This window comes from Rhodoferax sp. (assembly GCF_030653815.1).
GTDB lineage: Bacteria > Pseudomonadota > Gammaproteobacteria > Burkholderiales > Burkholderiaceae_C > Rhodoferax.
Map to the genome: position 1 here is coordinate 1 of NZ_JAURYQ010000006.1, position 24,676 is coordinate 24,676.

The 24,676-nt window shown below is 60.4% G+C and carries 27 protein-coding genes and 1 riboswitch; of the genes, 12 read left to right on the forward strand and 15 right to left on the reverse strand.

From position 1 onward, the window contains the following. The 3 genes from Q7U49_RS01065 to Q7U49_RS01075 all read right to left on the reverse strand — a co-directional run. A partial coding sequence (locus tag Q7U49_RS01065) for an SDR family oxidoreductase (protein WP_304761895.1) occupies nt 1-360 on the reverse strand: 360 nt, incomplete at its 3' end. A gap of 1 nt (nt 361) precedes the next feature. Continuing rightward, on the reverse strand, nt 362-1,375 hold the full coding sequence (locus tag Q7U49_RS01070; protein WP_304761897.1) for a fatty acid desaturase: 1,014 nt from the start codon (nt 1,373-1,375) through the stop codon (nt 362-364). An 83-nt stretch (nt 1,376-1,458) separates the two neighbouring features. Beyond that, nucleotides 1,459-2,496 (reverse strand): ABC transporter substrate-binding protein, encoded by a 1,038-nt coding sequence (locus Q7U49_RS01075; RefSeq protein ID WP_304761899.1) that lies wholly within the window; start codon nt 2,494-2,496, stop codon nt 1,459-1,461. 53 nt (nt 2,497-2,549) lie between these two features. Beyond that, nucleotides 2,550-2,660, reverse strand: a riboswitch (guanidine-I (ykkC/yxkD leader). Nucleotides 2,661-3,000: 340 nt separating this feature from the next. On the opposite strand from Q7U49_RS01075, the gene Q7U49_RS01080 reads away from it, so the two are divergent. The 5 genes from Q7U49_RS01080 to Q7U49_RS01100 all read left to right on the forward strand — a co-directional run bounded on the left by Q7U49_RS01080 (nt 3,001) and on the right by Q7U49_RS01100 (nt 7,877). Continuing rightward, nucleotides 3,001-4,500 (forward strand): methylmalonyl-CoA carboxytransferase subunit 5S, encoded by a 1,500-nt coding sequence (locus Q7U49_RS01080; protein WP_304761900.1) that lies wholly within the window; start codon nt 3,001-3,003, stop codon nt 4,498-4,500. A 21-nt stretch (nt 4,501-4,521) separates the two neighbouring features. After that, nucleotides 4,522-6,060, forward strand: a complete 1,539-nt coding sequence (locus tag Q7U49_RS01085) for an acyl-CoA carboxylase subunit beta (protein ID WP_304762167.1) — start codon at nt 4,522-4,524, stop codon at nt 6,058-6,060. A 10-nt stretch (nt 6,061-6,070) separates the two neighbouring features. Next, the gene (locus Q7U49_RS01090; protein ID WP_304761902.1) at nt 6,071-6,340 is read left to right on the forward strand and encodes a hypothetical protein; all 270 of its coding nucleotides are present in this window, start codon (nt 6,071-6,073) and stop codon (nt 6,338-6,340) included. A gap of 11 nt (nt 6,341-6,351) precedes the next feature. Beyond that, a complete protein-coding gene (locus Q7U49_RS01095; RefSeq protein WP_304761904.1) occupies nt 6,352-6,756 on the forward strand; it encodes a biotin/lipoyl-containing protein in 405 nt (134 codons plus the stop codon). 95 nt (nt 6,757-6,851) lie between these two features. Then, nucleotides 6,852-7,877, forward strand: a complete 1,026-nt coding sequence (locus tag Q7U49_RS01100; RefSeq protein WP_304761906.1) for a GGDEF domain-containing protein — start codon at nt 6,852-6,854, stop codon at nt 7,875-7,877. Between the two features lie 108 nt (nt 7,878-7,985). Here the strand turns inward: Q7U49_RS01100 and Q7U49_RS01105 are convergent, their stop codons facing one another. The 5 genes from Q7U49_RS01105 to Q7U49_RS01125 are packed head-to-tail and all read right to left on the reverse strand — an operon-like array spanning nt 7,986 to nt 11,805. Further along, nucleotides 7,986-9,293: a dihydroorotase gene (locus Q7U49_RS01105; protein ID WP_304761907.1), complete on the reverse strand. Its 1,308-nt coding sequence runs from the start codon at nt 9,291-9,293 to the stop codon at nt 7,986-7,988. A 19-nt stretch (nt 9,294-9,312) separates the two neighbouring features. Further along, on the reverse strand, nt 9,313-10,275 hold the full coding sequence (locus Q7U49_RS01110; protein WP_304761908.1) for an aspartate carbamoyltransferase catalytic subunit: 963 nt from the start codon (nt 10,273-10,275) through the stop codon (nt 9,313-9,315). Nucleotides 10,276-10,277: 2 nt separating this feature from the next. Beyond that, nucleotides 10,278-10,775 carry a bifunctional pyr operon transcriptional regulator/uracil phosphoribosyltransferase PyrR gene (gene pyrR / locus Q7U49_RS01115; protein ID WP_304761910.1) on the reverse strand — a complete coding sequence of 166 codons (498 nt, stop codon included), beginning with the start codon at nt 10,773-10,775 and terminating at the stop codon, nt 10,278-10,280. Further along, nucleotides 10,772-11,209 carry a Holliday junction resolvase RuvX gene (gene ruvX / locus Q7U49_RS01120; RefSeq protein WP_304761911.1) on the reverse strand — a complete coding sequence of 146 codons (438 nt, stop codon included), beginning with the start codon at nt 11,207-11,209 and terminating at the stop codon, nt 10,772-10,774. The genes pyrR and ruvX overlap by 4 nt, the downstream gene beginning before the upstream one ends. Further along, on the reverse strand, nt 11,206-11,805 hold the full coding sequence (locus Q7U49_RS01125; protein WP_304761912.1) for a YqgE/AlgH family protein: 600 nt from the start codon (nt 11,803-11,805) through the stop codon (nt 11,206-11,208). Before Q7U49_RS01125 ends, ruvX begins: the two co-directional genes overlap by 4 nt. A gap of 21 nt (nt 11,806-11,826) precedes the next feature. Here Q7U49_RS01125 and Q7U49_RS01130 point away from each other — a divergent pair, with 21 nt between their 5' ends. Then, a complete protein-coding gene (locus Q7U49_RS01130; RefSeq protein WP_304762168.1) occupies nt 11,827-13,308 on the forward strand; it encodes a deoxyribodipyrimidine photo-lyase in 1,482 nt (493 codons plus the stop codon). Here the strand turns inward: Q7U49_RS01130 and Q7U49_RS01135 are convergent. Beyond that, a complete protein-coding gene (locus tag Q7U49_RS01135) occupies nt 13,305-13,457 on the reverse strand; it encodes a rubredoxin (RefSeq protein WP_296494667.1) in 153 nt (50 codons plus the stop codon). The genes Q7U49_RS01130 and Q7U49_RS01135 overlap by 4 nt on opposite strands. Nucleotides 13,458-13,580: 123 nt before the next feature. Here Q7U49_RS01135 and hemL point away from each other — a divergent pair, with 123 nt between their 5' ends. Then, complete coding sequence (gene hemL / locus Q7U49_RS01140; protein WP_304761913.1) at nt 13,581-14,891, forward strand: glutamate-1-semialdehyde 2,1-aminomutase; 1,311 nt, start codon at nt 13,581-13,583, stop codon at nt 14,889-14,891. A 65-nt stretch (nt 14,892-14,956) separates the two neighbouring features. Here the strand turns inward: hemL and Q7U49_RS01145 are convergent, their stop codons facing one another. Beyond that, nucleotides 14,957-15,271, reverse strand: a complete 315-nt coding sequence (locus tag Q7U49_RS01145) for an addiction module antidote protein (protein ID WP_304761914.1) — start codon at nt 15,269-15,271, stop codon at nt 14,957-14,959. A gap of 425 nt (nt 15,272-15,696) precedes the next feature. On the opposite strand from Q7U49_RS01145, the gene rsgA reads away from it, so the two are divergent. From rsgA to Q7U49_RS01160, 3 genes are all read left to right on the forward strand, one after another. Continuing rightward, nucleotides 15,697-16,785 (forward strand): ribosome small subunit-dependent GTPase A, encoded by a 1,089-nt coding sequence (rsgA, locus tag Q7U49_RS01150; protein WP_304761915.1) that lies wholly within the window; start codon nt 15,697-15,699, stop codon nt 16,783-16,785. Between the two features lie 475 nt (nt 16,786-17,260). Next, nucleotides 17,261-17,797: a hypothetical protein gene (locus tag Q7U49_RS01155; RefSeq protein ID WP_304761916.1), complete on the forward strand. Its 537-nt coding sequence runs from the start codon at nt 17,261-17,263 to the stop codon at nt 17,795-17,797. A 169-nt stretch (nt 17,798-17,966) separates the two neighbouring features. Continuing rightward, nucleotides 17,967-18,155 (forward strand): hypothetical protein, encoded by a 189-nt coding sequence (locus Q7U49_RS01160; RefSeq protein ID WP_304761917.1) that lies wholly within the window; start codon nt 17,967-17,969, stop codon nt 18,153-18,155. A 214-nt stretch (nt 18,156-18,369) separates the two neighbouring features. Here the strand turns inward: Q7U49_RS01160 and purH are convergent, their stop codons facing one another. From purH to dusB, 3 genes are all read right to left on the reverse strand, one after another. After that, nucleotides 18,370-19,953: a bifunctional phosphoribosylaminoimidazolecarboxamide formyltransferase/IMP cyclohydrolase gene (gene purH / locus Q7U49_RS01165; RefSeq protein WP_304761918.1), complete on the reverse strand. Its 1,584-nt coding sequence runs from the start codon at nt 19,951-19,953 to the stop codon at nt 18,370-18,372. 61 nt (nt 19,954-20,014) lie between these two features. Further along, nucleotides 20,015-20,251 (reverse strand): helix-turn-helix domain-containing protein, encoded by a 237-nt coding sequence (locus tag Q7U49_RS01170; RefSeq protein ID WP_296492347.1) that lies wholly within the window; start codon nt 20,249-20,251, stop codon nt 20,015-20,017. Further along, on the reverse strand, nt 20,248-21,306 hold the full coding sequence (gene dusB / locus Q7U49_RS01175) for a tRNA dihydrouridine synthase DusB (RefSeq protein ID WP_304761919.1): 1,059 nt from the start codon (nt 21,304-21,306) through the stop codon (nt 20,248-20,250). Before dusB ends, Q7U49_RS01170 begins: the two co-directional genes overlap by 4 nt. A 148-nt stretch (nt 21,307-21,454) precedes the next feature. On the opposite strand from dusB, the gene Q7U49_RS01180 reads away from it, so the two are divergent. Further along, a complete protein-coding gene (locus Q7U49_RS01180; RefSeq protein WP_304761920.1) occupies nt 21,455-21,925 on the forward strand; it encodes a YqaA family protein in 471 nt (156 codons plus the stop codon). 9 nt (nt 21,926-21,934) lie between these two features. Here Q7U49_RS01180 and ychF read toward each other — a convergent pair whose 3' ends face one another. Beyond that, nucleotides 21,935-23,023 carry a redox-regulated ATPase YchF gene (ychF, locus tag Q7U49_RS01185; RefSeq protein ID WP_304761921.1) on the reverse strand — a complete coding sequence of 363 codons (1,089 nt, stop codon included), beginning with the start codon at nt 23,021-23,023 and terminating at the stop codon, nt 21,935-21,937. Between the two features lie 31 nt (nt 23,024-23,054). Beyond that, nucleotides 23,055-23,528 carry a rhodanese-like domain-containing protein gene (locus tag Q7U49_RS01190; protein WP_304761922.1) on the reverse strand — a complete coding sequence of 158 codons (474 nt, stop codon included), beginning with the start codon at nt 23,526-23,528 and terminating at the stop codon, nt 23,055-23,057. Here Q7U49_RS01190 and Q7U49_RS01195 point away from each other — a divergent pair. Next, a complete protein-coding gene (locus Q7U49_RS01195; protein WP_304761923.1) occupies nt 23,527-24,639 on the forward strand; it encodes an FAD-dependent monooxygenase in 1,113 nt (370 codons plus the stop codon). The genes Q7U49_RS01190 and Q7U49_RS01195 overlap by 2 nt on opposite strands. Nucleotides 24,640-24,676 lie beyond the last annotated feature (37 nt).

Consider the following 24,676-nt stretch of genomic DNA (forward strand, 5'->3'; position numbering starts at 1 on the left):
CACATTGTTGTCGAGCAGGCTCGCCCAGCGCGCCATGGCGTCCGGCGCCGGGCTGTCGATCGGGGTGGGGTATTCCACCCCCGCGTTGTTGACCAGCACATCCACCCTGCCCCATTGGCTTTGCAGGCGGGTGGCCAGCGCGGCCACCTGCGCGTCGTCGCCCAGGTCACATACGGCCGTCGTCACCTCGGCGTGGCCAGCCAGCGAATCGGCGAGCGCTTGCAGTGGTGCCGCAACCCGGTCCAGCAGCAGCAGGCGCACACCCTGCGCGGCAAAGGCCTGGGCCAGTCCCTGGCCAATGCCGCCCGCGGCTCCGGTGAGCACCACCGTTTTGCCTTGCAAGGCGTAGCTGGATTTCAACTCACACCGCCGTCAGAAAAGACACACCGACCGCACCCAGAAAACCATCGGCACGCCCGGGGGTACCGGGCGCCTGCACCTGGCCGTAGTCGCTGGCCAGCACGCGCTTGACGCGGTTGATGTGAAAGCTGCGCAGCAACTCACGCACCGGCGTCACCTGGGCGTAGTCGTCTGCATACAACTCGCGGTGGAACGCCGGCAAGCGGTGCCAGGGCGCCGTGGGACGCTCATGGTGCGCGTTGTGGTAACCAAAGTTCAACCACAGCAGGTTGAGCCAGGGGTGGTTCAGGCCCACCACATTGCTGAAGGTATTGGCTTGCTCGTAGGCGCGGTCACGCAGTTTGTCGTCCGGAATCGGTTTGTCGTCCAGGATCGGATAGGCGTCGTAGGTGTGTTGAAAACAATCGGCAAAACGCAGCACCGTGACAAACACCAGATAGGCCAGAAAGTAAAGCAGCAGAGCCTTGGGTGACCACCAGCCCAGCAAGGCAAAGGCACTCAGTCGGACGACAGCCACACCCAGAATACGGCCTCTGGCGGCGTGCTTGCGCTCATCCCGAAACGGCAGCGCCAGCACAAAGGCGCGCATTAAAAATTCAACTGCCGGAAAGTAGGCCCACTCCAGCGCCAGCACCGTGTTGCGAAACCAGCTTGGCGCGCGCAACAAAAATCCACGGACATCGAACGTCATGACGTCGGCGCGCTCCACATGGTGGCGCATGTGCTTGCGCCGCATGTCGGCAAAACTGGCGTAACAGCTGCCGTTGACCCAGCTCATCAAGTTACCCCAGCGCTCGTTGGCCGCTGCGCTCTTGAAGATGGCGTTGTGGGCGAACTCATGAATGAAATAGGCTGACCAGACCAGGGTTTGCGCCACCAGCGCCAGGCCCAGCGCATTGAGTGCCCAGGAGGCAGACCCCAGCAGGGCCACGCCGGCCCCGTAGCCCAACAAAGTAAATGCCAGTGCCGCCACGTTGGGCCACACACCATCTGGGTAACGAAAAATTTGCGCCATCACACACCTCTTGAACAAAACATCAGGGGCTGCAGAACGCCATGGGGCCTGCCCAATGGCTCTGCAACACGTCAAACCAAAGCTTATTTCTTGGTCAATGCGGTGACAAATTGCGCGTCAAAGGTGGACTCCGCCGCCGGAATGGCCTTGATCTGACCCTTGGCCTTGAGCAGTTCGCCAATGATCTCGCCGCTGGCGTAGTAAGAGGTGGTTTCCTTGGCCTTCATGAAGGCTTTGGGCATCTCGGCCAAGGGAATGTTGTACACCCCCGAGAGCTGCTCCTTGACTTCCTTGGCAGACACACCCATGAACTTGCCAATGATCTTGGCGGCGTCATCCGGCTTGGCTTTCATGTAGGCCACGCCATCCAGGTAGGCCTTGATGATGCCGGTGATCTCGGTGGGTTTGGCCTTGATGACCTTTTCGTCAAACACCATCACGTCGGCGATCAGACCCGGCGCGTTTTTGGACGAAAACACCACCTTGAATTTGTTGCCGCCGCCCTGGCCCAGAATCTGCGACAGGCTGGGCTCATAGGTCACGCCAATCGGCAACTGGCCGGAGGCCATGGCAGCCGGCACAGCCTCAGGCGTCATGCTCACGGGAACAATATCCTTGTCGGTCATGCCATTGGTTTTGAGTGCGTACGACAACAAGAAGTCAGACGGCGAGAGCGGATTGAAGCCGACTTTTTTGCCCTTGAAATCTTTCACGGTCTTGATGCTGGCGTCGGCCACGATGGCATCACCGCCGTTGGAGTAGTCGATGGGCATGACCACCTTTTGCGCGTTGCCAGAAGCCACCTGCCCCACCACCTGGTCATAAGTCAAATGGCCGCCATCAACGGCACCCGAGGCAATGGCTGAGGGGATCAGTGCCGGGTCGTTGAACACCTGCAGTGAAACTTTCAGGTTGTATTTTTTGTACAGGTCGAGTGCTTCCGCCACGTAAAACGGGCCGTAGCCGATCCAGACCACGGTGCCGAGTTTCATGGTGGTGGGGCCGGCGGCAAAACTTGACGCAGCAGCCAGGGACACAGCCAAACCCAGGGCGGGTTTGAACAGGCGGCTCAACAAAGACGATGTGCCGACGGCAGGGGTGGAAAAACTTGGTGAACGCATGACAAAGCTCCTGGAGTGAAAAAAAGGCGCAGGAAGAGACGATCTGTACATCGTTCTCCCGGGCTTTTATCCCTCCGTGGAGCCTCTTGCGAGGCCGGAGCACTCTCGGACCAGACATCGTGCGAACGCAATATTCGCCAACCGGAACCCTAGTGCCCCTACGCTAAAGCGTTTGTGCATCCGTGCACAAATCACCCTTCTTGCCTTCAGTATTTAGCAAAACACGTGCCATCTTTTTTGGTTCGAATATCTGAAAGTTTGCGACATCACGCGCCACGCCGTACCTTGCTGCCTTTATTTTGGGATGAAATGGTGCAGCCCTGCGTGTATTTGGTGCACTGCCATGGCGGCCGGCAGCACGCTTGACCAAAGAACACAAAGCAGACCGGAAAGAGCAAACTTCCTTCGCTAGAATGAATAAGGGTTTACCCTAGGTATTAAAGGCAATGCGTTGAAGCCCGGGTCATTTCCGAGCAACAGAATTTTTCAAGAAATGAGTTTCAATTGACCAAGACCATCGACATCACCGAGTTGTGCCTGCGCGATGCGCACCAGAGCCTGCTGGCCACCCGCATGGCGCTGGAAGACATGGTGCCGGCTTGCGCCGACATCGACCAGGCGGGCTACTGGTCGGTGGAGTGCTGGGGCGGCGCCACCTTTGACGCCTGCATCCGTTTTCTGAACGAAGACCCGTGGGAGCGGCTGCGCACCTTTCGCGCCCTGCTGCCCAATTCGCGCCTGCAAATGTTGTTGCGCGGCCAGAACCTGCTGGGTTACCGCCATTACGAAGACGGTGTGGTGGACCGCTTTGTCGACAAGGCCGCCGAGAACGGCATGGATGTCTTTCGTGTCTTTGATGCGCTCAACGACATCCGCAACATCCGCCACTCGGTGCTGGCCGTGCGCCGCAACGGCAAACACGCCCAGGGCACCATCTGTTACACCGTCAGCCCACTGCACACCACAGAAACCTTTGTCGAGATGGCCGAGCGCCTGGTCGAACTGGGCTGCGACTCGATCTGCCTGAAAGACATGGCGGCCCTGCTCAAGCCACAGGCCGCCTACGACATCGTCAAGGGCATCAAGACCCGTTGCGGCGAGGGCGTGCGTGTGCATGTGCATACCCATGCCACCACCGGCGTCACGCTGGTGTCCTTGATGAAGGCCATCGAGGCCGGTGCCGACGGTGTCGATACCGCCATCAGTTCCCTGAGCCTGGGCCCCGGCCATAACCCGACCGAAAGCCTGGTCGCCATGCTGGACGGCACCGGCTACCAGACCCAGCTCAACAAGGACTGCCTGCACCGCATCAAGGATCATTTCGCCGCCGTGCGGCCGCGTTACCAAGCCTTCATGTCCAACATCTACGGGGTCGAGACCGACATCTTTGACAGCCAGATTCCGGGTGGCATGATTTCCAACATGGAAAGCCAGCTCAAGCAGCAAAACGCCGGCGACCGCATCAACGAGGTGTTCATCGAGGTGCCGCGGGTGCGCGAAGACGCCGGCTTTCCGCCGCTGGTCACGCCGTCGAGCCAGATTGTGGGCACCCAGGCGGTGTTCAATGTGCTGATGGGGCGCTACAAGGTGATGTCGAGCGAGTTTGCCGACCTGATGCTGGGCTTCTACGGCAAGACCCCGGGCGAGCGTGACCCTGACGTACTGGCCATGGCCGCAGCACAAGCGCACAAACCCGCCATCGAGGTCCGCCCCGCCGACCTGCTGCAACCCGAGTGGGAGAGTCTGCAAACGGCGGCCAGCACCCTGTCCGGCGCCAATGGCAGCGAAGAAGACGTGTTGACCTACGCCATGTTTCCGCAGGTGGCGGCGGCTTTTTTTGAGAAACGCGCGCAAGGGCCGCTCAAGCTCGGACGCGAGCCAAAGGCGATTGACCCAGCCGCAGCCCCGGGTTCAGCACCCACCTCCATCCAGGCGCCGGTCACCTACGACGTCAAGCTCAACGGCCGCTCACACCGGGTCTCTGTGACCCCCATCGCGCCATAAACAGGACACACCATGACGGTCATGCAGCAAAAAATTGACGAACTTCATCGTCGCCAGCAAGCCGCTTACCTCGGTGGCGGCGCCGACAAACAGGACAAACAGCGCCAGGGCGGCCGCCTCACGGCCCGCGAACGCGTCGCAGCCTTGGTCGACGAAGGCAGCTTTGACGAGGTGGGACTGTTTGTCACCCACCATGCTTCATCCTTTGGCATGCAGGGCAAAAACCTGCCGGCCGATGGCGTGGTCACCGGGGCCGCGTCGGTGCACGGGCGCCTGGTGCACCTGGCCAGCCAGGACTTCACGGTAGCCGGCGGCTCGGCGGGTGAAATGCATTCAATCAAGGTCGCCGACATCATGAAAGAGTCGCTGCGGACCGGCTCGCCCTTTGTGTTCATCAATGACTCGGGTGGCGCGCGGGTGCAGGAAGGCATTGGTTCGCTGTCGGGTTATGGCAGGGTGTTTCATGCCAATGTGCTGCTGTCGGGTGCGGTGCCACAAATCTCATTGATTTGCGGTCCCTGTGCCGGTGGTGCCGCCTACAGCCCGGCGCTGACCGACTTCATCATCCAGACGCGCCAGGCGCAGATGTTCATCACCGGGCCGCAAGTCATCAAGCAGGTCACCGGCGAAGACGTCACGGCTGAAGAACTTGGCGGTGCCGAGGCCCACATGGTGCACTCGGGCGTGATCCATTTCATTGCCGACGATGACTTGCACGCCATTGCGCTGTGCCACAAACTGCTCAGCTTCCTGCCGGCCAACAACCTGGAAGATCCACCGCAGACCGAGGGCGACCGCTCAGTGGAAGCCAACCCGGCGCTGGAAAACATCCTGCCCGACGAATCCAAAAAGGGCTACGACATGCGCGCCGTGATCGAGTCGATTGTCGACTTTGGCGATTTCTTTGAAGTTCAGGCCGGCCACGCCATGAACATCGTGGTGGGTTTTGCGCGCATTTGTGGCGGCTCGGTCGGCATCATTGCCAACCAACCCTCGGTGCTGGCTGGCGCACTCGACATCAATGCGTCCAGCAAGGCGGCGCGTTTCATCCGTTTCTGCAACGCTTTCAACATCCCGCTCGTCACGCTGGTCGATGTGCCCGGCTTCATGCCCGGCGTGCAGCAGGAATACGGCGGCATCATTCGCCATGGTGCCAAGCTGCTGTTTGCCTACGCGGCAGCCACCGTGCCCAAGATCACCGTGATCCTGCGCAAAAGTTATGACGGCGCCTACCTCGCCATGTGTGGCAAGGACCTCGACGCCGACCGGGTCTTTGCCTGGCCCACGGCCGAGATTGCGGTGATGGGGGCCGAGGGTGCCGCAGAAATCGTTTTCCGCAAGGAAATCGCCGAAGCAGCCGACCCGGCCCAGCGCCGCGCGGAACTGATCCAGAACTACCGCGACACCTTCTCCAACCCCTATGTGGCGGCCGAACAGCGGCTGGTGGACTCGGTGATCGAGCCCAAGGACACGCGGCGCCACATCGCCCAGGCGCTGGAATACCTGAAGATCAAGCGGGTGCCACGGCCGCACAAAAAACACGGGCTTTCGCCCCTCTAGAAAGCCCGCCATGCAAGCGCAAGACAAGGAAACACTGGCCATGATCGCGCAACTGCGCGAGGAATTGACCGCACTCAAAGACCGCGTCAACGTGCTGGAGCGCCAGGCGGCCAAAGCAGCGACGGCCGCGCCAAGCGAAGAAGACATGCTGGCCATTTCCGCTGCCGTGGCGGCCTTTTTAGGAGTCCGTGCCCGTATCCGCCAGGTGCGCCTGGTGCATTCCAGCGCCTGGGCCCAAGTTGGCCGCATGGGCACCCACGCATCGCACCATACCCATTGAACGGAACTACTGTGAAACTACGCATCACCCTGGACGACAAGACCTTCGAAGTGGAGGTCGAAGTGGCCGAAGCCGACCATGCCAGCCTGCCCCCGGCTTACCCGGTGGGCTCGGCGCGGCTGACCGGCAGTGCCGCTGCCGGTGCCGGTGCCCCCGCAGGCGCTTCATCGAGCGCTGGCCATCCGCCGGCCGTGGCGGATGAGGGCAAAGCCTGCCGCAGCCCGGTGTCCGGCGTGGTGGTCAAGGTGGTGGCAGCAGCCGGTGCCAGCATCAACGCCGGCGACTCCATCCTGATTCTGGAAGCCATGAAGATGGAAACCAACATCACCGCCCCGGTCTCGGGCGTGATCGCCGAGATCAAGGTGGCCCAGGGTGACCGGGTGCAGACCGGAGACGTGCTGGTTGAGTTTATTTGAGCTGGTCCGGGGGGCAGACGGAATGTTAGTGCAACATCCTTGCTTTTGAAGAATGCATGGGTTGGTGATGACTTGACAAACAGGAAAAGTGGCGTGTGATTGACTACTTTTGGCAGGCTGAATGTGCGTTGCCATACAGACCATTTTTTTTGAGTAAGTCAGAATCAGGCGAGCGCAAGGCAGTCTCGGCGACGTGTTGGACTGCGAAAAAGAACCTCTCCATGAAAACAAAACATACGTCCAGATTGCCTGAACGCAACCAAGCAGCCAAGTCTTTGTCCCAAGCGCTGAAAGAAAGCGAAATTGTCAAGGAGATGGTCAAAGAGTCAGCAGCTGAACTGGCGTTGGTCAACGTGACTCTCAATGAGGAGTTTTCGAACCGGAATCGATTGCACGAGGTAGCGACGGCACTTGAAAAAAGTGAAGCGATTGAAATCAAAGTGCAAGTGGCGTCGGAAAAACTGTCCCAGGTGAATCTTTTTCTGGAAAGTGAAGTCAAGGAGAGACACCTCCTGGAACAGAAACTGAATGCGGTCATTGAGCAGCAGGAGAACGCTCTGCTTGCCTCTCTTCATGACGCTCTGACCGGATTGCCAAATCGCGTGCTTTTTAATGACCGGCTGGAGCACGGGATTGCCCAAGCCAAACGGAATGGCTGGACCTTGGCCGTGATGTTCATGGACCTTGACAAGTTCAAAATCATCAATGACACCCATGGTCACGACGTTGGCGACGCAGTCCTCCAGTCGATCGCCAGACGACTTATTGAAAACACACGCAGCGACGACACGGTCAGCCGCCATGGCGGCGATGAATTTTTGTACCTGCTCATGGAAATGAGACAAAACCAGGACGCCGCCATTGTGGCGAAAAAAATCATCAAGGCGGCTCAGTTGCCGTGTGACGTCAGCGTCGGACAACTCACGGTCAGCGCCAGTATTGGCATCTCGATTTTCCCGAAAGATGGCACCACCGCAGAGGCCTTGATCAAGTGCGCCGATGCAGCCATGTACCGGGCCAAGCAAAACAAGTCTGGCTATGCCTTCGCGAGTGACGCTCCTGCGCAGCGGCCTGAACGCACGGGACGGATGGGCTCGACTCAGTCATCGCCAAATTGCTGACAGAAAGACCGTATCGGGGGGTGCCAAGCGTTGGCACAACACAGCGCAGCCTCGGAGAACCCGCCGCCCAAGCTCCGTCCTTACCGCAGGCAAGTTCTTTCCCCCGGATCAGCTCGCCTGGTACGCCACGCGCCCGCCCACCAGCGTGCAGCGCACACGACCGGGCAACTCGTAGCCCGAGAACGGCGTGTGTTTGCCCTGGCTGACCAGGGTGTCGGCCTGCACCGTCCAGGCGGCCTGCGGGTCGAACACACAGACATCGGCCAGACCGCCCACCTGCAGGCGTCCGGTGCGCCCCAGCCGGGGGCCGAGCGCCGTGCCCAGCACCTTGGCCGGGCCATCCGTGACGACCTGCAGCGCCCGCAGCAGGGGCACACCGCTGTCCTGGTGCCACTTGAAGGCCAGACTCAGCAGCAGTTCCAGCCCGGTGGCGCCGGGCTCGCTTTCGGCGAATGGCAAGTTCTTGGCATCTTCGTCCACCGGTGTGTGGTCTGACACCAGCGCGTCGATGCTGCCATCGAGCAAACCGGCGCGCAGCGCGTCGCGGTCGCGCTGCTGGCGCAAGGGCGGATTCAGGCGCGCGCGACTGTCGAAGTAGCCGATGTCGGCGTCGGTCAGATGAAGGGAGTTGATGCTGACGTCGCAGCTCACTTTCAGGCCGTCCAACTTGGCCTGGCGCACCAGCGCCACACCGGCGGCGCTGCTGATGCGGCACAGGTGCACACGCGCCCCGGTGGCGCGCATCAGTTCGAAAATCGTGTACAGGGCAATGGTTTCGGCCATCACCGGCACGCCGCTCAAACCCATGCGCGTGGCCAGCGGGCCGCTGGCCGCCACACCCTGACCCAGAAAATAGTCTTGCGGGCGCAACCACACCGCGTAGCCGAAGGTGCTGGCGTACTGAAAAGCGCGCTGCAGCACCTGGATATTGCCCAGCATCACCTCGGCCTGGCTGAAGGCCACGCAGCCGGCGTCGGTCAACATCACCATTTCGGTCAGGGTTTCACCCTTGAGGTTGCGCGTCAGCGCGCCCAGCGGGTAGACCCGCGCCTGCTCCAGCTTTTCAGCCCGAAAGCGCAACATCTCGACCAGCCCGGGCTCGTCGAGCACCGGGTCGGTGTCGGGCTGACAGACCAGGCTGGTCACACCCCCAGCCATGGCTGCCGCCATCTCGGATTCGAGCATGCGGGCGTGCTCGTTGCCCGGCTCGCGCAGGCGCACGGCCAGGTCCACCAGGCCCGGCAAGACCAGACAGCCCTTGGCCTGGATCGTCACCTCCGGCTGAAAATCTGCGGGAATGTTCTGGATGCCAAGAACGGACCCGTTGGCCAGCGCGACGTCCGCTGGCGCGTCCAGACCACTGGCGGGGTCGATGACCCGGCCACCCTGAATCAGCACACGTGTTTGCTTGTTCATCTGTTTGTCTCAAAAAAGTTCAGGCTTCGTTGCCGGCCACGATGCTCATCACCGCCATGCGCACCGCAATGCCAAAGGTCACCTGCGGCAGGATCACGCTCTGGCGGCCATCCACCACTGCCGAGTCGATCTCTACGCCGCGGTTGATCGGGCCCGGGTGCATCACGATGGCGTCCGGCTTGGCCAGTTGCAGCTTGGTCGGGGTCAGGCCAAAGCTCTTGAAAAACTCCTGGCTCGACGGCAGCAGCGCACCGCTCATGCGCTCGTTTTGCAGGCGTAGCATGATCACCACGTCGGCGTCCTTGATGCCTTCTTCGAGGGTGTGGCAGACGCGCACACCCATCTGCGCCATGTCCGAGGGCACCAGGGTCTTGGGGCCGACCACGCGCACCTCGGCACAGCCCAGTGTGGTGAGGGCGTGGATGTCGGAGCGCGCCACGCGCGAGTGCAGCACGTCGCCCACGATGGCCACCGTCAGGTTGGCAAAGTCGCCCTTGTAGTGGCGAATGGTGTACATGTCGAGCAGGCCCTGGGTGGGGTGGGCGTGGCGGCCGTCGCCGGCGTTGACCACATGCACATGCGGCGCCACATGCTGGGCGATCAGGTAGGGCGCGCCCGACTCGCTGTGGCGCACGACAAAAATGTCGGCGGCCATGGCGCTCAGGTTGGCAATGGTGTCGAGCAGCGACTCCCCCTTGGCGGCCGACGACTTGGCAATATCAAGGTTGATCACGTCGGCGCTCAGGCGCTTGGCGGCAATTTCGAAGGTGGTGCGGGTGCGCGTAGAGTTTTCAAAAAACAAGTTGAAGACACTTTTACCGCGCAGCAATGGCAACTTTTTAACCTCGCGGTTGCCCACCGAGACAAAGTTGGCGGCGGTGTCAAGCACCTGGGTCAGGATGCTTTTGGGCAAGCCCTCGGTGGACAGCAGATGGATCAGCTCACCGTTTTTATTGAGCTGCGGGTTGTGCTTGTACAGCATGGCTAGATTTCTTTCAGGTTAAAGCTGAAACGACCGTCCTCTTGACGCACCAGCGCCAGCGACTGGCTGGCGGGTAGGTGGATGCGCGCGCTGCACAGGTCGGCCTGGATCGGCAGTTCGCGGCCGCCGCGGTCCACCAGCACCGCCAGTTTGACGCTGGCCGGACGGCCAAAGTCAAACAGTTCGTTGAGCACCGCGCGCACCGTGCGCCCGGTGAACAGCACATCGTCGAGCAGCAGCACATGGGCGCCATTGACGTCAAACGGGATTTGCGTCTGCGCGCTGCTGGTCATGCCGCGGCGCGCATAGTCGTCACGGTGCATGGCCGACGAGATCACGCCAAACGGCTGCGCCAGGCCCAGGTCCTGGCGCAGGCGCTCGGCCAGCCAGACGCCGCCCGAGGCAATGCCCAGCAATTGCGTGTCGGGCTGCAGCAGGGGATCCAGCTTGTGCGCCAGATCGGCATACAGCGCCTCGGCATCGAGTGCCAGTGTGCTCATGGAAGACTCCTTAAAAACTGTTCCAGAATGATGCAGGCGGCGGCCGCATCGGCATCAACCGCGCCCATGGAATGGGCCTCGGTGGTGGTGTAGCGCTCGTCCACCTCAAAGACCGGCAAGTTGAAGCGGCCATGCAATTGGCGGGCAAATTTGCGCGCGCGCACGGTGTTGTCGTGGGCTGCGCCATCGGGGTGAAACGGCACACCGACCACCAGCGCATCAGGCTGCCAGATCTTGAGCTGCTGCGCCACTTTCTCGAAGCGCGCCTTGCCCTCGGCGGCAATCGTGCCCTGCGGCTGGGCCGTTCGCAGGATGCGGTTGCCGACCGCAAAACCGGTGCGCTTGAGGCCGAAATCGAGTGCCATGAAGGTCTGCAGATGGGGCGGCACCACCGGCTGTGGGTCGACGCTTGAACTGTCGGCCGGGGTGTTCATGCGTGCCCGGCGTCAGGCGCCAGCATCCAGGGCTCCAGGCCCAGCAACCTGAGCGCCTGGGCATAACGTTCGGACACCGGGGTCTCGAAAATCAGCCGGGCGTCGGCTTCCACCGTGAGCCAGCTGTTGTCACCCAGTTCGGACTCCAGTTGGCCCTCACCCCAGGATGAATATCCCAAGGAAATCAGCAGCTTGCGCGGCCCGCTGCCGGTCGAGATGGCCTCCAGCACATCGCGCGAGGTGGTCATCTCCAAACCGCCAGGAATGACCATGGTGCTGGCATAAACCGGGTGTTCAGGCTGATCGTCACCGGCAAAGGTGGCCTCGTGCAGCACAAAGCCGCGCTCGGTTTGCACCGGGCCACCAAAGAAAACGGGGGCGGACTGCAGGTCGGGGCGGCTCAAAGGCAGCGCCACCTTTTCAAACAGACCCTTGAGGTCGATGTCGCAGGGTTTGTTGATGACCAGCCCCAAGGCACCACGGGGGCTGTGCTCGCACAGATAAACGACACTTTGGCCGAAGAGCGGATCCTGCAGACCGGGCATGGCGATCAAAAAATGATTCGCCAGGTTGATGGGGGCAGGCTCAGAAGACATGGAACAATTCTAGCGATGAACATGACCCAAAACTTTGAAACCGGCCTGATGTGGTTCCGGCGCGATTTGCGCTTGGTGGACAACGCCGCGCTGCATCTGGCGCTGCGTCAATGTGCGCGTGTGCACTGCGTTTTTGTCTTCGACCGGGACATTCTGGCGCCGCTGCCGCGCGCGGACCGACGCGTGGAATTTATCCGCGAATCCCTGGTGGAACTGGACGCGGGCCTGCGCCAGCTTAAGCGCAAGGCCGGTGTTGGCCTGATCGTGGTCCATGCTGTCGCCCGTGACGAGATCCCGCGGCTGGCTGCAGCCCTCCGGGTCCAAGCGGTATTTGCCGCGCGCGACTACGAGCCACAAGCGCAGGCGCGGGACGAGGCTGTGCGCCAGGCGTTGACACAAGTGGGCTGCGCCTTTTTCACCTGCAAGGACCAGGTCATTTTTGAAGGCCGCGATATCCTCACCCAGTCCGGCACGCCTTACGGCGTCTTCACGCCCTACAAGAACAACTGGCTCAAACGCGTGGCGCCCGAAGACCTGGCGCAGCACGACAGCGCGCCGCTGGCCCCGCGCCTGCTTGAGCGCCCGCCCGAATTCCAGCGCCCGGTGCCCAGCCTGAGCGACCTGGGTTTTGAGCCGACCAACCTGGACAGCCTGAAGATCCCCACCGGCGAAAGTGGTGGCCAGACCTTGTTCGAAGCCTTTTTTGAGCGCATGGACGACTACCACGCCACGCGTGACTTGCCGGCGGTCAAGGGGCCGAGTTACCTGGGCGTGCACCTGCGTTTTGGCACCGTGTCGATCCGTCAACTGGTACGCATTGCGCTGCAGCGCCAGGCCGCAGGCAGCGCGGGCGCGACGGTGTGGCTGAGCGAACTGGTGTGGCGCGACTTTTACTTTGCCATTCTGGCCAATTTCCCGCACGTGGCGCGGCAGGCCTTCAAGCCCGAATACGACGCGATTGCCTGGGAAAGCGGCCGGCAGGCCAACGAACTGTTTGCAGCTTGGTGCGAGGGTCGCACCGGTTACCCGCTGGTCGACGCCGCCATGGCGCAGATCAACCAGACCGGCTACATGCACAACCGCCTGCGCATGGTGGCGGGCAGCTTTCTGGTGAAAGATCTGGGGCTTGACTGGCGCTGGGGCGAGCACTACTTTGCCGAAAAGCTCAACGACTTCGACCTGTCGGCCAACAATGGCGGCTGGCAATGGGTGGCCTCCAGCGGTTGTGATGCCCAACCCTACTTCCGTATCTTCAACCCGGTGAGCCAGAGCGAAAGGTTCGACCCGCAAGGCAAGTTCATCCGCCGCTACCTGCCGCAACTGGCCAAGCTGTCAGACAAAGCCATCCATGCGCCCTGGGCAGCCAAACCATTGGAGCTGCAAATGGCCGGCGTGGTGCTGGGCCAGACCTACCCGCACCCCGTCGTAGCCCACGACGAGGCCCGCGCCAAGACCTTGCAGCGTTATGCGGTGGTCAAGAAGTCAAGCGCACAGCCACTTTAAATTTGAACCATCTCGAAATCTTCCTTGCGGGCACCGCACTCGGGGCAGGTCCAGTTGAGGGGCACGTCGCGCCAGGCGGTGCCCGGTGCAATACCGTGCTCCGGATCGCCCGCTTGCTCGTCATAAATCCAGCCACAAATCAGGCACATCCAGGTTGTTGATTGCGTCACAGTGTCCAAAGCCTTCCAATAGAATGTCTCATCACTCGCATCCAGGCTTGATTCCAACAAACAAGCCCGGTACCCATCGCCTTATTCTGCCCTATACCAGCCATGACCCATTCCCCTGATCGCAATGCCACTTTGTTTGCCCGCGCCGCCCAGGTGATCCCGGGCGGCGTCAACTCCCCGGTGCGCGCTTTTCGCGCGGTCGGCGGAACGCCGCGTTTCATCAGCCGCGCGCAAGGCGCCTACATGTGGGACGCCAACGGCCAGCGTTACACCGACTACATCGGTTCCTGGGGACCGATGATTCTGGGCCACGGCCACCCGGCGGTGGTGGAAGCCGTGCAAAAAGCCCTGCTGGAAGGTTTCTCCTTCGGCGCACCGACCGAGCGTGAGGTGGAACTGGCCGAAGCCATTCTGAAACTGATGCCAAGCATGGACATGGTGCGCCTGGTGAGTTCCGGCACCGAAGCGAGCATGAGCACCATCCGCCTGGCGCGCGGTGCCACCGGACGCAGCAAGTTCATCAAATTTGAGGGTTGTTACCACGGCCATGCTGACGCGTTGCTGGTGAAAGCCGGCTCGGGCCTGGCCACCTTTGGCAACCCGACCAGCGCCGGCGTGCCGCCCGAGGTGGTGCAGCACACGCTGGTGCTGGAGTACAACAACATCGAGCAGCTCGAAGCCGCGTTTGCCGAGCAGGGCAAGGAAATCGCCTGCCTGATGATGGAGCCGATCTGCGGCAACATGAACTTTGTGCGCGCCACCGTCCCGTTTATGAAACGCTGCCGCGAACTCTGCACCCAGTACGGCGCGCTGTTGGTGCTGGACGAGGTGATGACAGGCTTCAGGGTGGCGCTGGGTGGCGCCCAAAGCGTTTACGCCAAGGACATCCCCGGCTTCGAGCCCGACATGACGGTGATGGGCAAGGTGATCGGTGGCGGCATGCCGCTGGCCGCCTTTGGTGCCAAGCGCGCGGTGATGGAACACCTGGCACCGCTGGGCACGGTGTATCAGGCCGGCACCTTGAGCGGCAACCCGGTGGCCACGGCCTGCGGCCTGGCGACACTGGCCGAGATCAGCAAGCCCGGTTTTTATGACGAACTGGGCCGCAAGACCCGCGCCCTGATCAGCGGCCTGAGCGAAGCCGCCAAGGCTGAAGGCGTGGCGTTTTGTGGCGACTCAGAGGGCGGCATGATGGGCTTTTATCTGCTCGACACCTTGCCCTGCACCTACAGCCAGGTCATGAAAACCGATGGCGCCAAATTCAACCAGTTGTTCCACGGCCTGCTGGACCGTGGCGTCTACATTGCGCCAGCGCTGTACGAAGCCGGTTTTGTCAGCGCCGCGCACACCGACGCCGACATTGCCGAAACCGTGGCGGCGGCACGTGAAATCTTTAAACTACTTCCAAAGTAATAGATTTCAGGCAGGAAGCGTGGTTTGCTTTATCTTGCCCGCCAGAGGGTGAAGGGCCAACCTCCTCAAACCCCCTGTGCATGGCTTGCTTGCGCCACCAGACGCACGCCCAGCGCAATGCACACGCGAGAGATCGTGTCAAAGCGTGGCTGCGAATTGGGCCGCAACGCTTTGTACAAAGCTTCTCGGGTCAGCCCCGAAATTTTGGCCACCTCGGTCATGCCACGAGCCCGGGCAATCATGCCCAGCGCATGTGTCAACTCGGATGGGTCGTCATCTTGCAGCGCCAGCGTCAAGTAATTGGCGATGTCTTCGTCGGTCTTGAGGTGCTCAGCCATATCGAACACTGGCAAGTCGGCAAGCTTGATTTTTTGGGTCATGGTGGTCACTCCTGAATAGTTTTTGACAGCGCAATCCACGCTGTGCCTTGTCCAACCTTTTGGCGAGACGAATGCGCGTCATGCTGTCCTTGCGGCTGTCTAGCCAATCAGTGAATTCTGTCAGTTGTTTGACGATAAACATGAATAAATTGTAATCATTTGTTCACAAATTGGCAAGCGGGATGCCCGAACCCGATTCCAAGCTTCTTGATTTTCGTTCTCCTCGTAGCTAGAATCGACCCGCGTAGCCAGATTCGGCTCGCGTTACTTTTCGAGGTTTGGATGTTGGAGATTGCAGTAATCCGATAACCCGATCCCTGCACTTGCGGGGCATCTTGGTTATCGCGATCACAAACGGTTGGCAGACCGCTACATGGCGGCCTGCTGTGTCTGTTCGTCTGGATTACTGCTAATTGATTTCCAACATGAATACTTCCAAGCCGAAGCAACAGCTTCTTGATGCGCATGCCAGTCTTGGCAGCACCTCTACCCCTGACGCCGGCGATGATTCTGGCGAGTCGATTGCCAGAGTAACTGCCGTTGATCGCGGCCAATACATCATCAGAAATGCGGAGGGTGAAGTGCCCGCCAAGCTGACGGGCCGGACCATCTACTCCAGCGAATCGCCCGTTGATCTACCCTGCGTCGGTGATTGGGTCCGCGTCAGTTATCACGACTTTGGTGCTCATGCGAGCATTCTTGATGTTCTGCCGCGAAAGTCGTTTCTGAGACGAAAAAAACCTGGCAGCAATATCGAGTTCCAGATGATCGCCGCCAATATCGATGTGGCCTTCATTGTCCAGTCCTGCCACTTTGATTTCAATGTGCGAAGACTGGAGCGCTATCTCGTGATGACCAGCGAAGGGCATATTCAGCCAGTCGTGCTACTCACCAAGACTGACCTGATCAGTCCAGCGGCGCTGGAACAACTGGTCTCGAAGATTCGCGATGCCGGCATCGGCGCCAGAATCATCACTCTAAGCAATGTCAGCGGAAACGGCATTGATCAACTCCGCGAGCTGATTCAACCCGGCAAAACCTACTGCCTGCTGGGATCATCCGGCGTAGGCAAAACGACGCTCGTCAATCGCCTGGTCGGTGATTCCACTCTGGCAACAAGAACAGTCAGCAATTCTGGAGAAGGCAGGCATACAACCACCCGGCGTCAACTCATCGTGCTTGAGAACGGTGGGTTTTTGATTGACATGCCTGGCATGCGCGAATTGGGAATGCTCGGTGTCAGCGAGGGGATCGATGACAGTTTTTTCGATATACAAGCGCGTTCACTGAACTGCCGCTTCAGCAACTGCACGCATACCAGCGAGCCTGGCTGCGCCATCCGGGATTCCATCGCCAAGGGTGAAATGGATGCGGCGCATTTTCAAAGCTACCAGAAGCTGAAGAAAGAATCTGAGTTTCTCGAAATGTCTTATCACGAGAAGCGCCAGAAGGACCGTGATTTCGGCAAGCTTGTGCGCTCCGTCATGAAATCCAAGGGGAGGCGGGATGAGTGAGCCTTAGACCTGAGGTCTACTCGTTGAATTGGCGTTTCCCGGCTGGCCGGGAAACGTCTCTTCTCTCAAGTGAGGATGAAATGTCTGATTTTCGTTTTGACGAATGTTCTCTTTGGATCGGCAACGCCTGTACGGCCCGCACCTGACCGATCGTTCATGGCCGGTTTGCACGCACCTCACATCGAGTGTCCGGATGTTGGACAGCGGCCGTACGCCCAACTGCCTGTCTGATATCAGGTAATGATCGGCACCGCCACGCCGGTCGCCGACCGCGAGTGACTCAATTCCGCCAGATCCGGCTAAAGATCTTTCTTCAATCGGTTCAGTTTGCGTTCATGTACGCTCACGCAGAATGGGACCCATGCAATTGGTCCTGACCGACTTTGCGGATAAATCGACAGCGTTGGCACCGTTAGTCGCTGGTGCCACGATCACGACCAATTACACCTTCCCTTAACTCATCAAGAGGTCCAATATGAAAACAACTCAAATCAAGACCAGCCGGACATTGGCGCTGCTGCTGGCGGGCCTGCTCGCCACGGCAGGCGCGATCGCTGAAAAGCCGGATTTTGCCGGTGGCGGCAAGAATGGCCAGGGCGGCAAGCACGTCGAGGAAAAGAAGACGCAAGCGCCAGAGCGCAAGGTGAAGGAGCATCGCAGTAGCGAGTCGACGCAGCAGCGCGACAACGTCAAGGTGGGCGGCTATTTCCGTGAGGAGCAGCGCACCGCGGCCCACAACTATTACAGCGAGCAATACCGGGTTGGTAAATGCCCGCCGGGGCTGGCCAAGAAGAACAACGGCTGCATGCCGCCGGGGCAGGCCCGCAAGTGGGCAATGGGCCAACCGTTGCCGCGCGAGGTCGTGTATTACCCCGTGCCGCCGGCTGTGGTGGTGCAACTTGGTGTGCCACCGGCTGGTCAGCGCTATGTGCGGGTGGCCTCTGACATCCTGCTCATCAGCACCGGCACGCGGATGGTGATCGACGGGATTCAGGATCTTGGTCGCCAGTAAACGGTTCTTCGGTCCTCCTCGCCGTGCGCTGCGGAACCTTTCTGAAGATGGTGAAACTGCTCAAGGTTCTGGAGCGTCATCTCGAACTGCTCAAGGAGGTTAGAGCCGCTTGAAACAAGCGTGAGGGAAGTAAGTTTCCGCACCAGCACCCCTTTCGACGCGAGACGACATGAAGTCAACACCGGCTGATGAAATCGGCGTTGTTGCGCCACATTGTCAAAACTCGATAAACGGGGTTGGTGGCGCGCACGATTCTTTCAACTTTAATGTGCCGGATGTGAACAAGGCCAACCAGTTGCGGGGCTTGGCGATCAAAGGTTGGCGCAGCATGCACCCCAAAACTGGCGGGATGGGCTGAGAAAACGGAAATTTGATCGGTGCCGGGTGTCCAGCAACATAGAGACGCTGGACTGCTGCACTTCCCGACAGCGGGTATTCGTGGTGGTTTGCAAACGCTGCAAACCTATCCTCCGCAAGCATCAAGACTTTCGTCATTCACCTCATAGGTCGCCCGCACAGATTGAGGCATGGGCCAGAAATCAAAGCCTGGCTAAAAGCGTCTTTTAACCAGCTCAATGCCTGAAATGGCGCACGCCTGAATACACCATGGCGACGCCGCGCTCATTGGCGGCATCGATCACTTCCTGGTCGCGCATCGAGCCACCCGGCTGAATCACGCAGGTAGCGCCGGCATCCACCACCACATCAAGGCCGTCGCGGAACGGGAAGAAGGCATCGCTGGCAACTGCGGTACCCTTCAGGCTCAGGCCCGCATGCTCGGCCTTGATGCTGGCAATGCGCGCCGAATCGAGTCGGCTCATCTGGCCCGCGCCCACACCCATGGTCATGCCGCCCTTGCAGAAGACGATGGCGTTGCTCTTGACGAACTTGGCGATGTTCCAGGCAAACAGCAGGTCTTGCAATTGCTCGGGCGTGGGTTGCAGCTTGGTGACCACCTTGAGGTCGGCCAGCGTGAGGAGGTGGTTGTCGGCGGTTTGCATCAGCAGGCCCGAGCCCACGCGCTTGATGTCCATGGCATTGCGACCGTTGTCCCAGTCGCTGGCGCCACCGGGTGGCAATGCAATTTGCAAAATACGCACATTGACCTTGCTCTTGAACACGGCCAGTGCCTCGGGCGTGAAGCTGGGCGCCATCAGCACCTCGATGAACTGCTTGGACATTTGCAGCGCAGCGCGCTCATCGAGCGGGCAGTTGAGGGCAATGATGCCGCCAAAGGCTGAGGTCGGGTCGGTCTGGAAGGCCTTGCTGTAGGCTTCCAGCGAATCGGCACCCACGGCCACGCCGCAGGGGTTGGCGTGTTTGACGATGACACAGGCGGGGGTGTCAAAGCTCTTGACGCATTCCCAGGCGGCATCAGCGTCGGCGATGTTGTTGTAGCTGAGTTCCTTGCCCTGCAATTGCACGGCGCTCACCAGCGAGCCTGGTGCCGGGTACAGGTCGCGGTAAAAAGCGGCGCTCTGGTGCGGATTTTCACCGTAGCGCAGGTCTTGCAGCTTGATGAAGTTGGTGTTGCTTTGCCCCGGGAACAGGCTGCGCGCCGGTGTGCTGGCGCCCTCCTCGAATGTGATCGATGACAAATAATTGCTGATGGCGCCGTCGTACTGGCTGATGCGGTTGAATGCCGCCACACTAAGGGCAAACTTGGTCTTGAGCGTCAAGCCACCGTCTTTCAGCTCGGCCAGCACTTGGGCGTACTGCGAGGCGTCGGTCAATACCGCCACATCTTTCCAGTTTTTGGCGGCGCTGCGCACCATGGCCGGGCCGCCAATGTCGATGTTCTCAATGGCGTCTTCGAGCGTGCAACCGGCCTTGGCCACGGTGGCTTCGAACGGGTACAAATTGACCACCAGCAGGTCGATGGTGTCGATGGCGTGGGCCTTGAGGGCGGTCATGTGCTCGGGCACATCGCGCCGGGCCAGCAGGCCACCATGGACCTTGGGATGCAGGGTTTTGACACGGCCGTCGAGCATTTCCGGGAAACCCGTGACTTCGGCCACCTCGGTCACGGGCAGGCCCTGGTCGGCCAGCAGTTTGGCCGTGCCGCCGGTGGACAGCAGTTTGATGCCGAGCGCGTGCAGGGCCTGGGCAAATTCAACAATGCCGGTTTTGTCGGAGACAGAAATTAAAGCGTTCATGGTTCTTCGTTTTTAAGTTTGAAATCGGTGCGGCGGCGTTGGGCAAACACCTTGCCGAGGCTTAATCGATGAGCTTGTGCTCGAGCAGTTTCTTGCGCAGGGTGTTGCGGTTCAGCCCGAGGTATTGGGCCGCTTTGGACTGGTTGTTGTCAGCGCGCTGCATCACCACTTCGAGCAGGGGTTTCTCCACCACGGCCAGCAGCATGTCGTACATGCCATTGGGCTCGCTATGCCCTAAATCGGTCAGGTAGCTTTCTAAATTGCTGCGCACACAGTCTGCGATATGCAGGGGTTTCATTGAAGGGTCTCCATGTTTTTATTGAGGTCACGTTCAAAATGATTCGGCGGGCTGGATGGCTGGGGCAGGCGATCCATGCGTGCATTGAGTTCATCAAAAAATTCTGCCACCGACGCCCATTGCGTCTGGCAATCCGGCAAAGTGTTCATGTGGGTCCGAAAGGCCTCGCCACCGGGAAGATCCCGCACGTACCAGCCAATATGCTTGCGCGCGCTGAGCACGCCCATGAATTCACCGTACAGGCTGTAATGGTCTTGCAAGTGGGCCAGCAGCAGGTGTTTGACCTCGGCCACCAGCGGCGGCGCCAGGGGCTCACCCGTGGCCAAAAAATGTACGATTTCCCGAAAGATCCAGGGCCGCCCTTGTGCCGCGCGGCCAATCATCACGGCGTCGGCACCGGTGGCAGCGAGCACCGCGCGCGCTTTTTCCGGACCGTCGATGTCGCCATTGGCCACCACCGGAATACGCAGCGCAGCCTTCACGGCCGCAATGGTGTCGTACTCGGCCTGCCCGCGATAACCCTGCTCGCGGGTGCGGCCATGCACGGTCACCATCTGCACGCCGGCCGACTCGGCCGCCCGGGCCAGTTGCACCGCGTTTTTGGCGGTGTTGCACCAGCCGGTGCGCATCTTGAGGGTGACCGGCACACCCAGCGGCGCACAGGCCTGCACCACCGCCGACACAATGCTGATGGCCAGTGTCTCGTCCTGCATCAGGGCGGAACCAGCCCATTTGTTGCACACTTTTTTGGCCGGGCAGCCCATGTTGATGTCGATGATCTGGGCGCCCCGGTCGATGTTGTAGCGCGCCGCATCGGCCATCATGGGTGCATCGGTGCCGGCAATCTGCACGGCGATGGGGCCAGGCTCACCCTCGTGGTTGGCGCGCTGCGAGGTCTTGAGCGAACGCATCAGGTCGGGTCGGCTGGTCACCATTTCGCTCACCGCGTAACCCGCACCAAGCCGTTTGCACAGCTGGCGAAACGGCCGGTCCGTCACCCCCGCCATGGGGGCGACAAAACAGGTGTTGGGCAAAAAGTAGGGGCCGATGTTCATGCGAACGTGTTCAAAGCAAAGGGAAATGCCAGCGGGAAAGAGGTAACAAAAAATTTGGGGAATAAGGATTCTAGCTGCCCAAAATTTCAGCAAATGAAATAAACGCCAATCCTTGCGCTTACCCTGCAAAACCTATACTGCGGCACTCATGGAACTCTGGATAGATCACCTTCTCACCCTGCTGGCGTTGCCCAAATATGGCCTCAGCAGCGTTTTTGTGGTGTCCTTCGTCTCGGCCACCCTGCTGCCCATGGGTTCTGAGCCCGTGGTGTACGGCCTGGTGGAACTCAATCCGTCGCTGTTCTGGCCGGCGATTGCCGTCGCCACGGTGGGCAACACACTGGGCGGCGCGGTCAGCTGGTGGATGGGGCTGGCGTCGCACAAGGTGGTGGACAAATACCAGCACTCAAAACACCACCTGCGTGCGCTCGCCTGGCTGGAGCACCTCGGCCCCAAGGCCTGCTTGCTGGCCTGGCTGCCCGTGGTGGGCGACCCGCTGTGCGCGGTGGCGGGTTGGCTGAAACTGCCATTCTGGCCCTGCCTGGGCTACATGGCCATCGGCAAATGCGCCCGCTACATCACCATGACAGCTGCGTTGCTGGGGATTTTTAACGGCTAGATCGCGAATTTACGAACTGAACAAAAAGTTCATCACGTCGCCATCCTTGACCACGTAGTCCTTGCCTTCAGCGCGCATCTTGCCGGCATCCTTGGCGCCCTGCTCGCCCTTGTAGCTGATGTAGTCGTCATAGGCAATGGTCTGGGCGCGGATGTAGCCCTTCTCGAAATCGGTGTGGATCACGCCCGCCGCCTGCGGCCCGGTGTCGCCCTTGTGGATGGTCCAGGCGCGCACCTCCTTGACCCCGGCGGTGAAATAAGTCTGCAGGCCCAGCAAATCGTAGGCCGCGCGAATCAGACGGTTCAGGCCCGGCTCGTGCAGGCCCATTTCTTCCAGGAACATCAGGCGGTCTTCGTCGCTCATGTCGGCCATTTCGGCCTCCAGCTTGGCAGAAATAGCCACCACCGGCGCGTTCTGGGCCGCGGCATAGGCCGTCAGGCGGTCCAGCAAGGGGTTGTTCTCGAACCCGTCTTCAGACACGTTGGCGACAAACATGGCGGGCTTGGCCGTGATCAAGAAAAACTGTTTCAACAAGGGCTGCTCTTCCTTGCTGAAGTCCAGTGCGCGCACCGGCTTGGCTTCATTGAGGGCAGCCTGGCAGCGCTCCAGGATGCTGACCAGTTTGGCTGCTTCCTTGTCGCCGCCCGATTTGGCGGCTTTCTGGTAACGCGACAGCGCCTTGTCCACCGTGCTCAGATCAGCCAGGCAGAGTTCGGTCTGGATCACTTCGATGTCAGAAATCGGGTCGACCCGGCCGGACACATGGATCACGTTGTCGTCTTCAAAGCAGCGCACCACATTGATGATGGCGTCGGTCTCGCGGATGTGCGCCAAAAACTTGTTGCCCAAGCCCTCACCCGTGCTGGCACCGGCGACCAGACCGGCAATGTCGACAAACTCGACAATGGCGCGTTGCACGCGCTCGGGGTGCACGATGGCCGACAGTGCGTCGAGTCGGGAGTCGGGCACCTCGACAATGCCCACATTGGGCTCGATGGTGCAAAAGGGGTAGTTCTCCGCCGCAATGCCCGCCTTGGTCAGCGCGTTGAACAGGGTCGATTTACCGACGTTGGGCAAGCCCACGATGCCACACTTCATGAAATATCCTTATGAGTCAAAAAACGAATGGTCAGGCCAAAAACTTGCGCCAGGCCCCGATGTTGTACACCTCCGGGTAGCCATTCTTTTTAAGCAACAGCTTGGCCATGCCACTGCGTGATCCGCTGGCGCAGCAAAGAACCACCGGGGCAGATTTAGGGATCTCACCGAGCCGGCTACCCAACTCCTGCAAGGGGATATTGATGGTTCCGGGAGCGTTCGCGCTGGCAAACTCAGCAGCTGATCTCACGTCGACAAAGGTGGCGCCATTCTTTTTGAGCGTTGGCAGCATGGCAACGACTTTTTTCGAATTCCACCACTTGTAGCCAAACCAGCCACACAAGGCCAGGATGGGCCAATACTTTTGAAAAAGATCCGATAAATCCAAAAAACACTCCTTGTCACGGCATTGATCACCGCAAAAAACAAGCTGGTGAGTGTATGCGATGCGGTTTTTAAGGGGCTGAGCGACGCGCCAGGTGCGCCCTCCTACAATCCCTTCCATGACACATCATCTTGATATTTGCATTCGTGGTGGCGGCATTGTGGGGCATGCCCTGGCGCTATTGCTGGCGCGCGACCGGCTGCGTATTGGCCTGGTCGCACCCCAGTCCGCCGCCCAGGGCGAGCCTGACGTGCGGGCTTATGCGCTCAACGCGAAGTCCAAGGCCTTGCTTGAATCGGTGCGCTGCTGGCCGGATGCCCTGCACGCCACGCCGGTGATGGACATGCAGGTCAAGGGCGACGACGGTGGCTGCGTCAATTTTTCGGCCACCGAGCTGGTTGTGCCCGCGCTGACCTGGATTGTCGATGTGCCCACGCTGGAAGCCCAGTTGCGCGAGGCAGTGCGCTTTCAACCGCATATCGAATTGCTGGAGTCCCCACGGCCGGCCACCCTCACCGTGGTGTGTGAAGGCAAGGCCAGCCGCACGCGGGAAGAATTCGGCGTCGACTTTGCCGCCACGCGCTACCCGCAACACGCCATTGCCGCACGACTCAAATGCGAAAAACCGCATGGCCAAGTGGCACGCCAATGGTTTACCCAGGGGGAGATCCTGGCCTTTTTGCCGCTCGACGGCGCGCAGGGCGACACTGTGGCCATGGTCTGGTCGGCGCGCGATGCCCGCACACCCGAGCTGCTGGATGACAGCGAAGACTGCTTTTGCGAGCAGCTTGAGCAACTGAGCGAAGGCGTTTTGGGCAAGCTCAGCCTGATCAGCCCGCGCAAAGCCTGGCCACTGCAGTCGGCACAGGCCAGCCGCTGGATGGGCGTGACCAACGGCCAGGCCTGGGCGCTGGCCGGTGATGCGGCGCACACCGTGCACCCGCTGGCCGGTCAGGGACTGAACCTGGGGCTGGCCGATGTGGCCGAGCTCACACACATCCTGCACAAGCGCGCCTACTGGCGCCCGGTGAGTGATGCCAAACTGCTGCGCCAGTACGAGCGCGCCCGAAAAACCGAGGTCAGCGCCACGGATGCCGCCATGACGGCTTTGCAACAGTTGTTTGACAAGCCGGGCAATGGCTGGCAAAAGTTGCGCAACTGGGGCTTGTCGGGCTTTGAGCATGTGGGCTTTTCCAAACATTGGGCGGCACGGCGTGCCATGGGCCTATAGAACTTATTTCACGCAGGCCGGTCTGACCCAGCTTGAT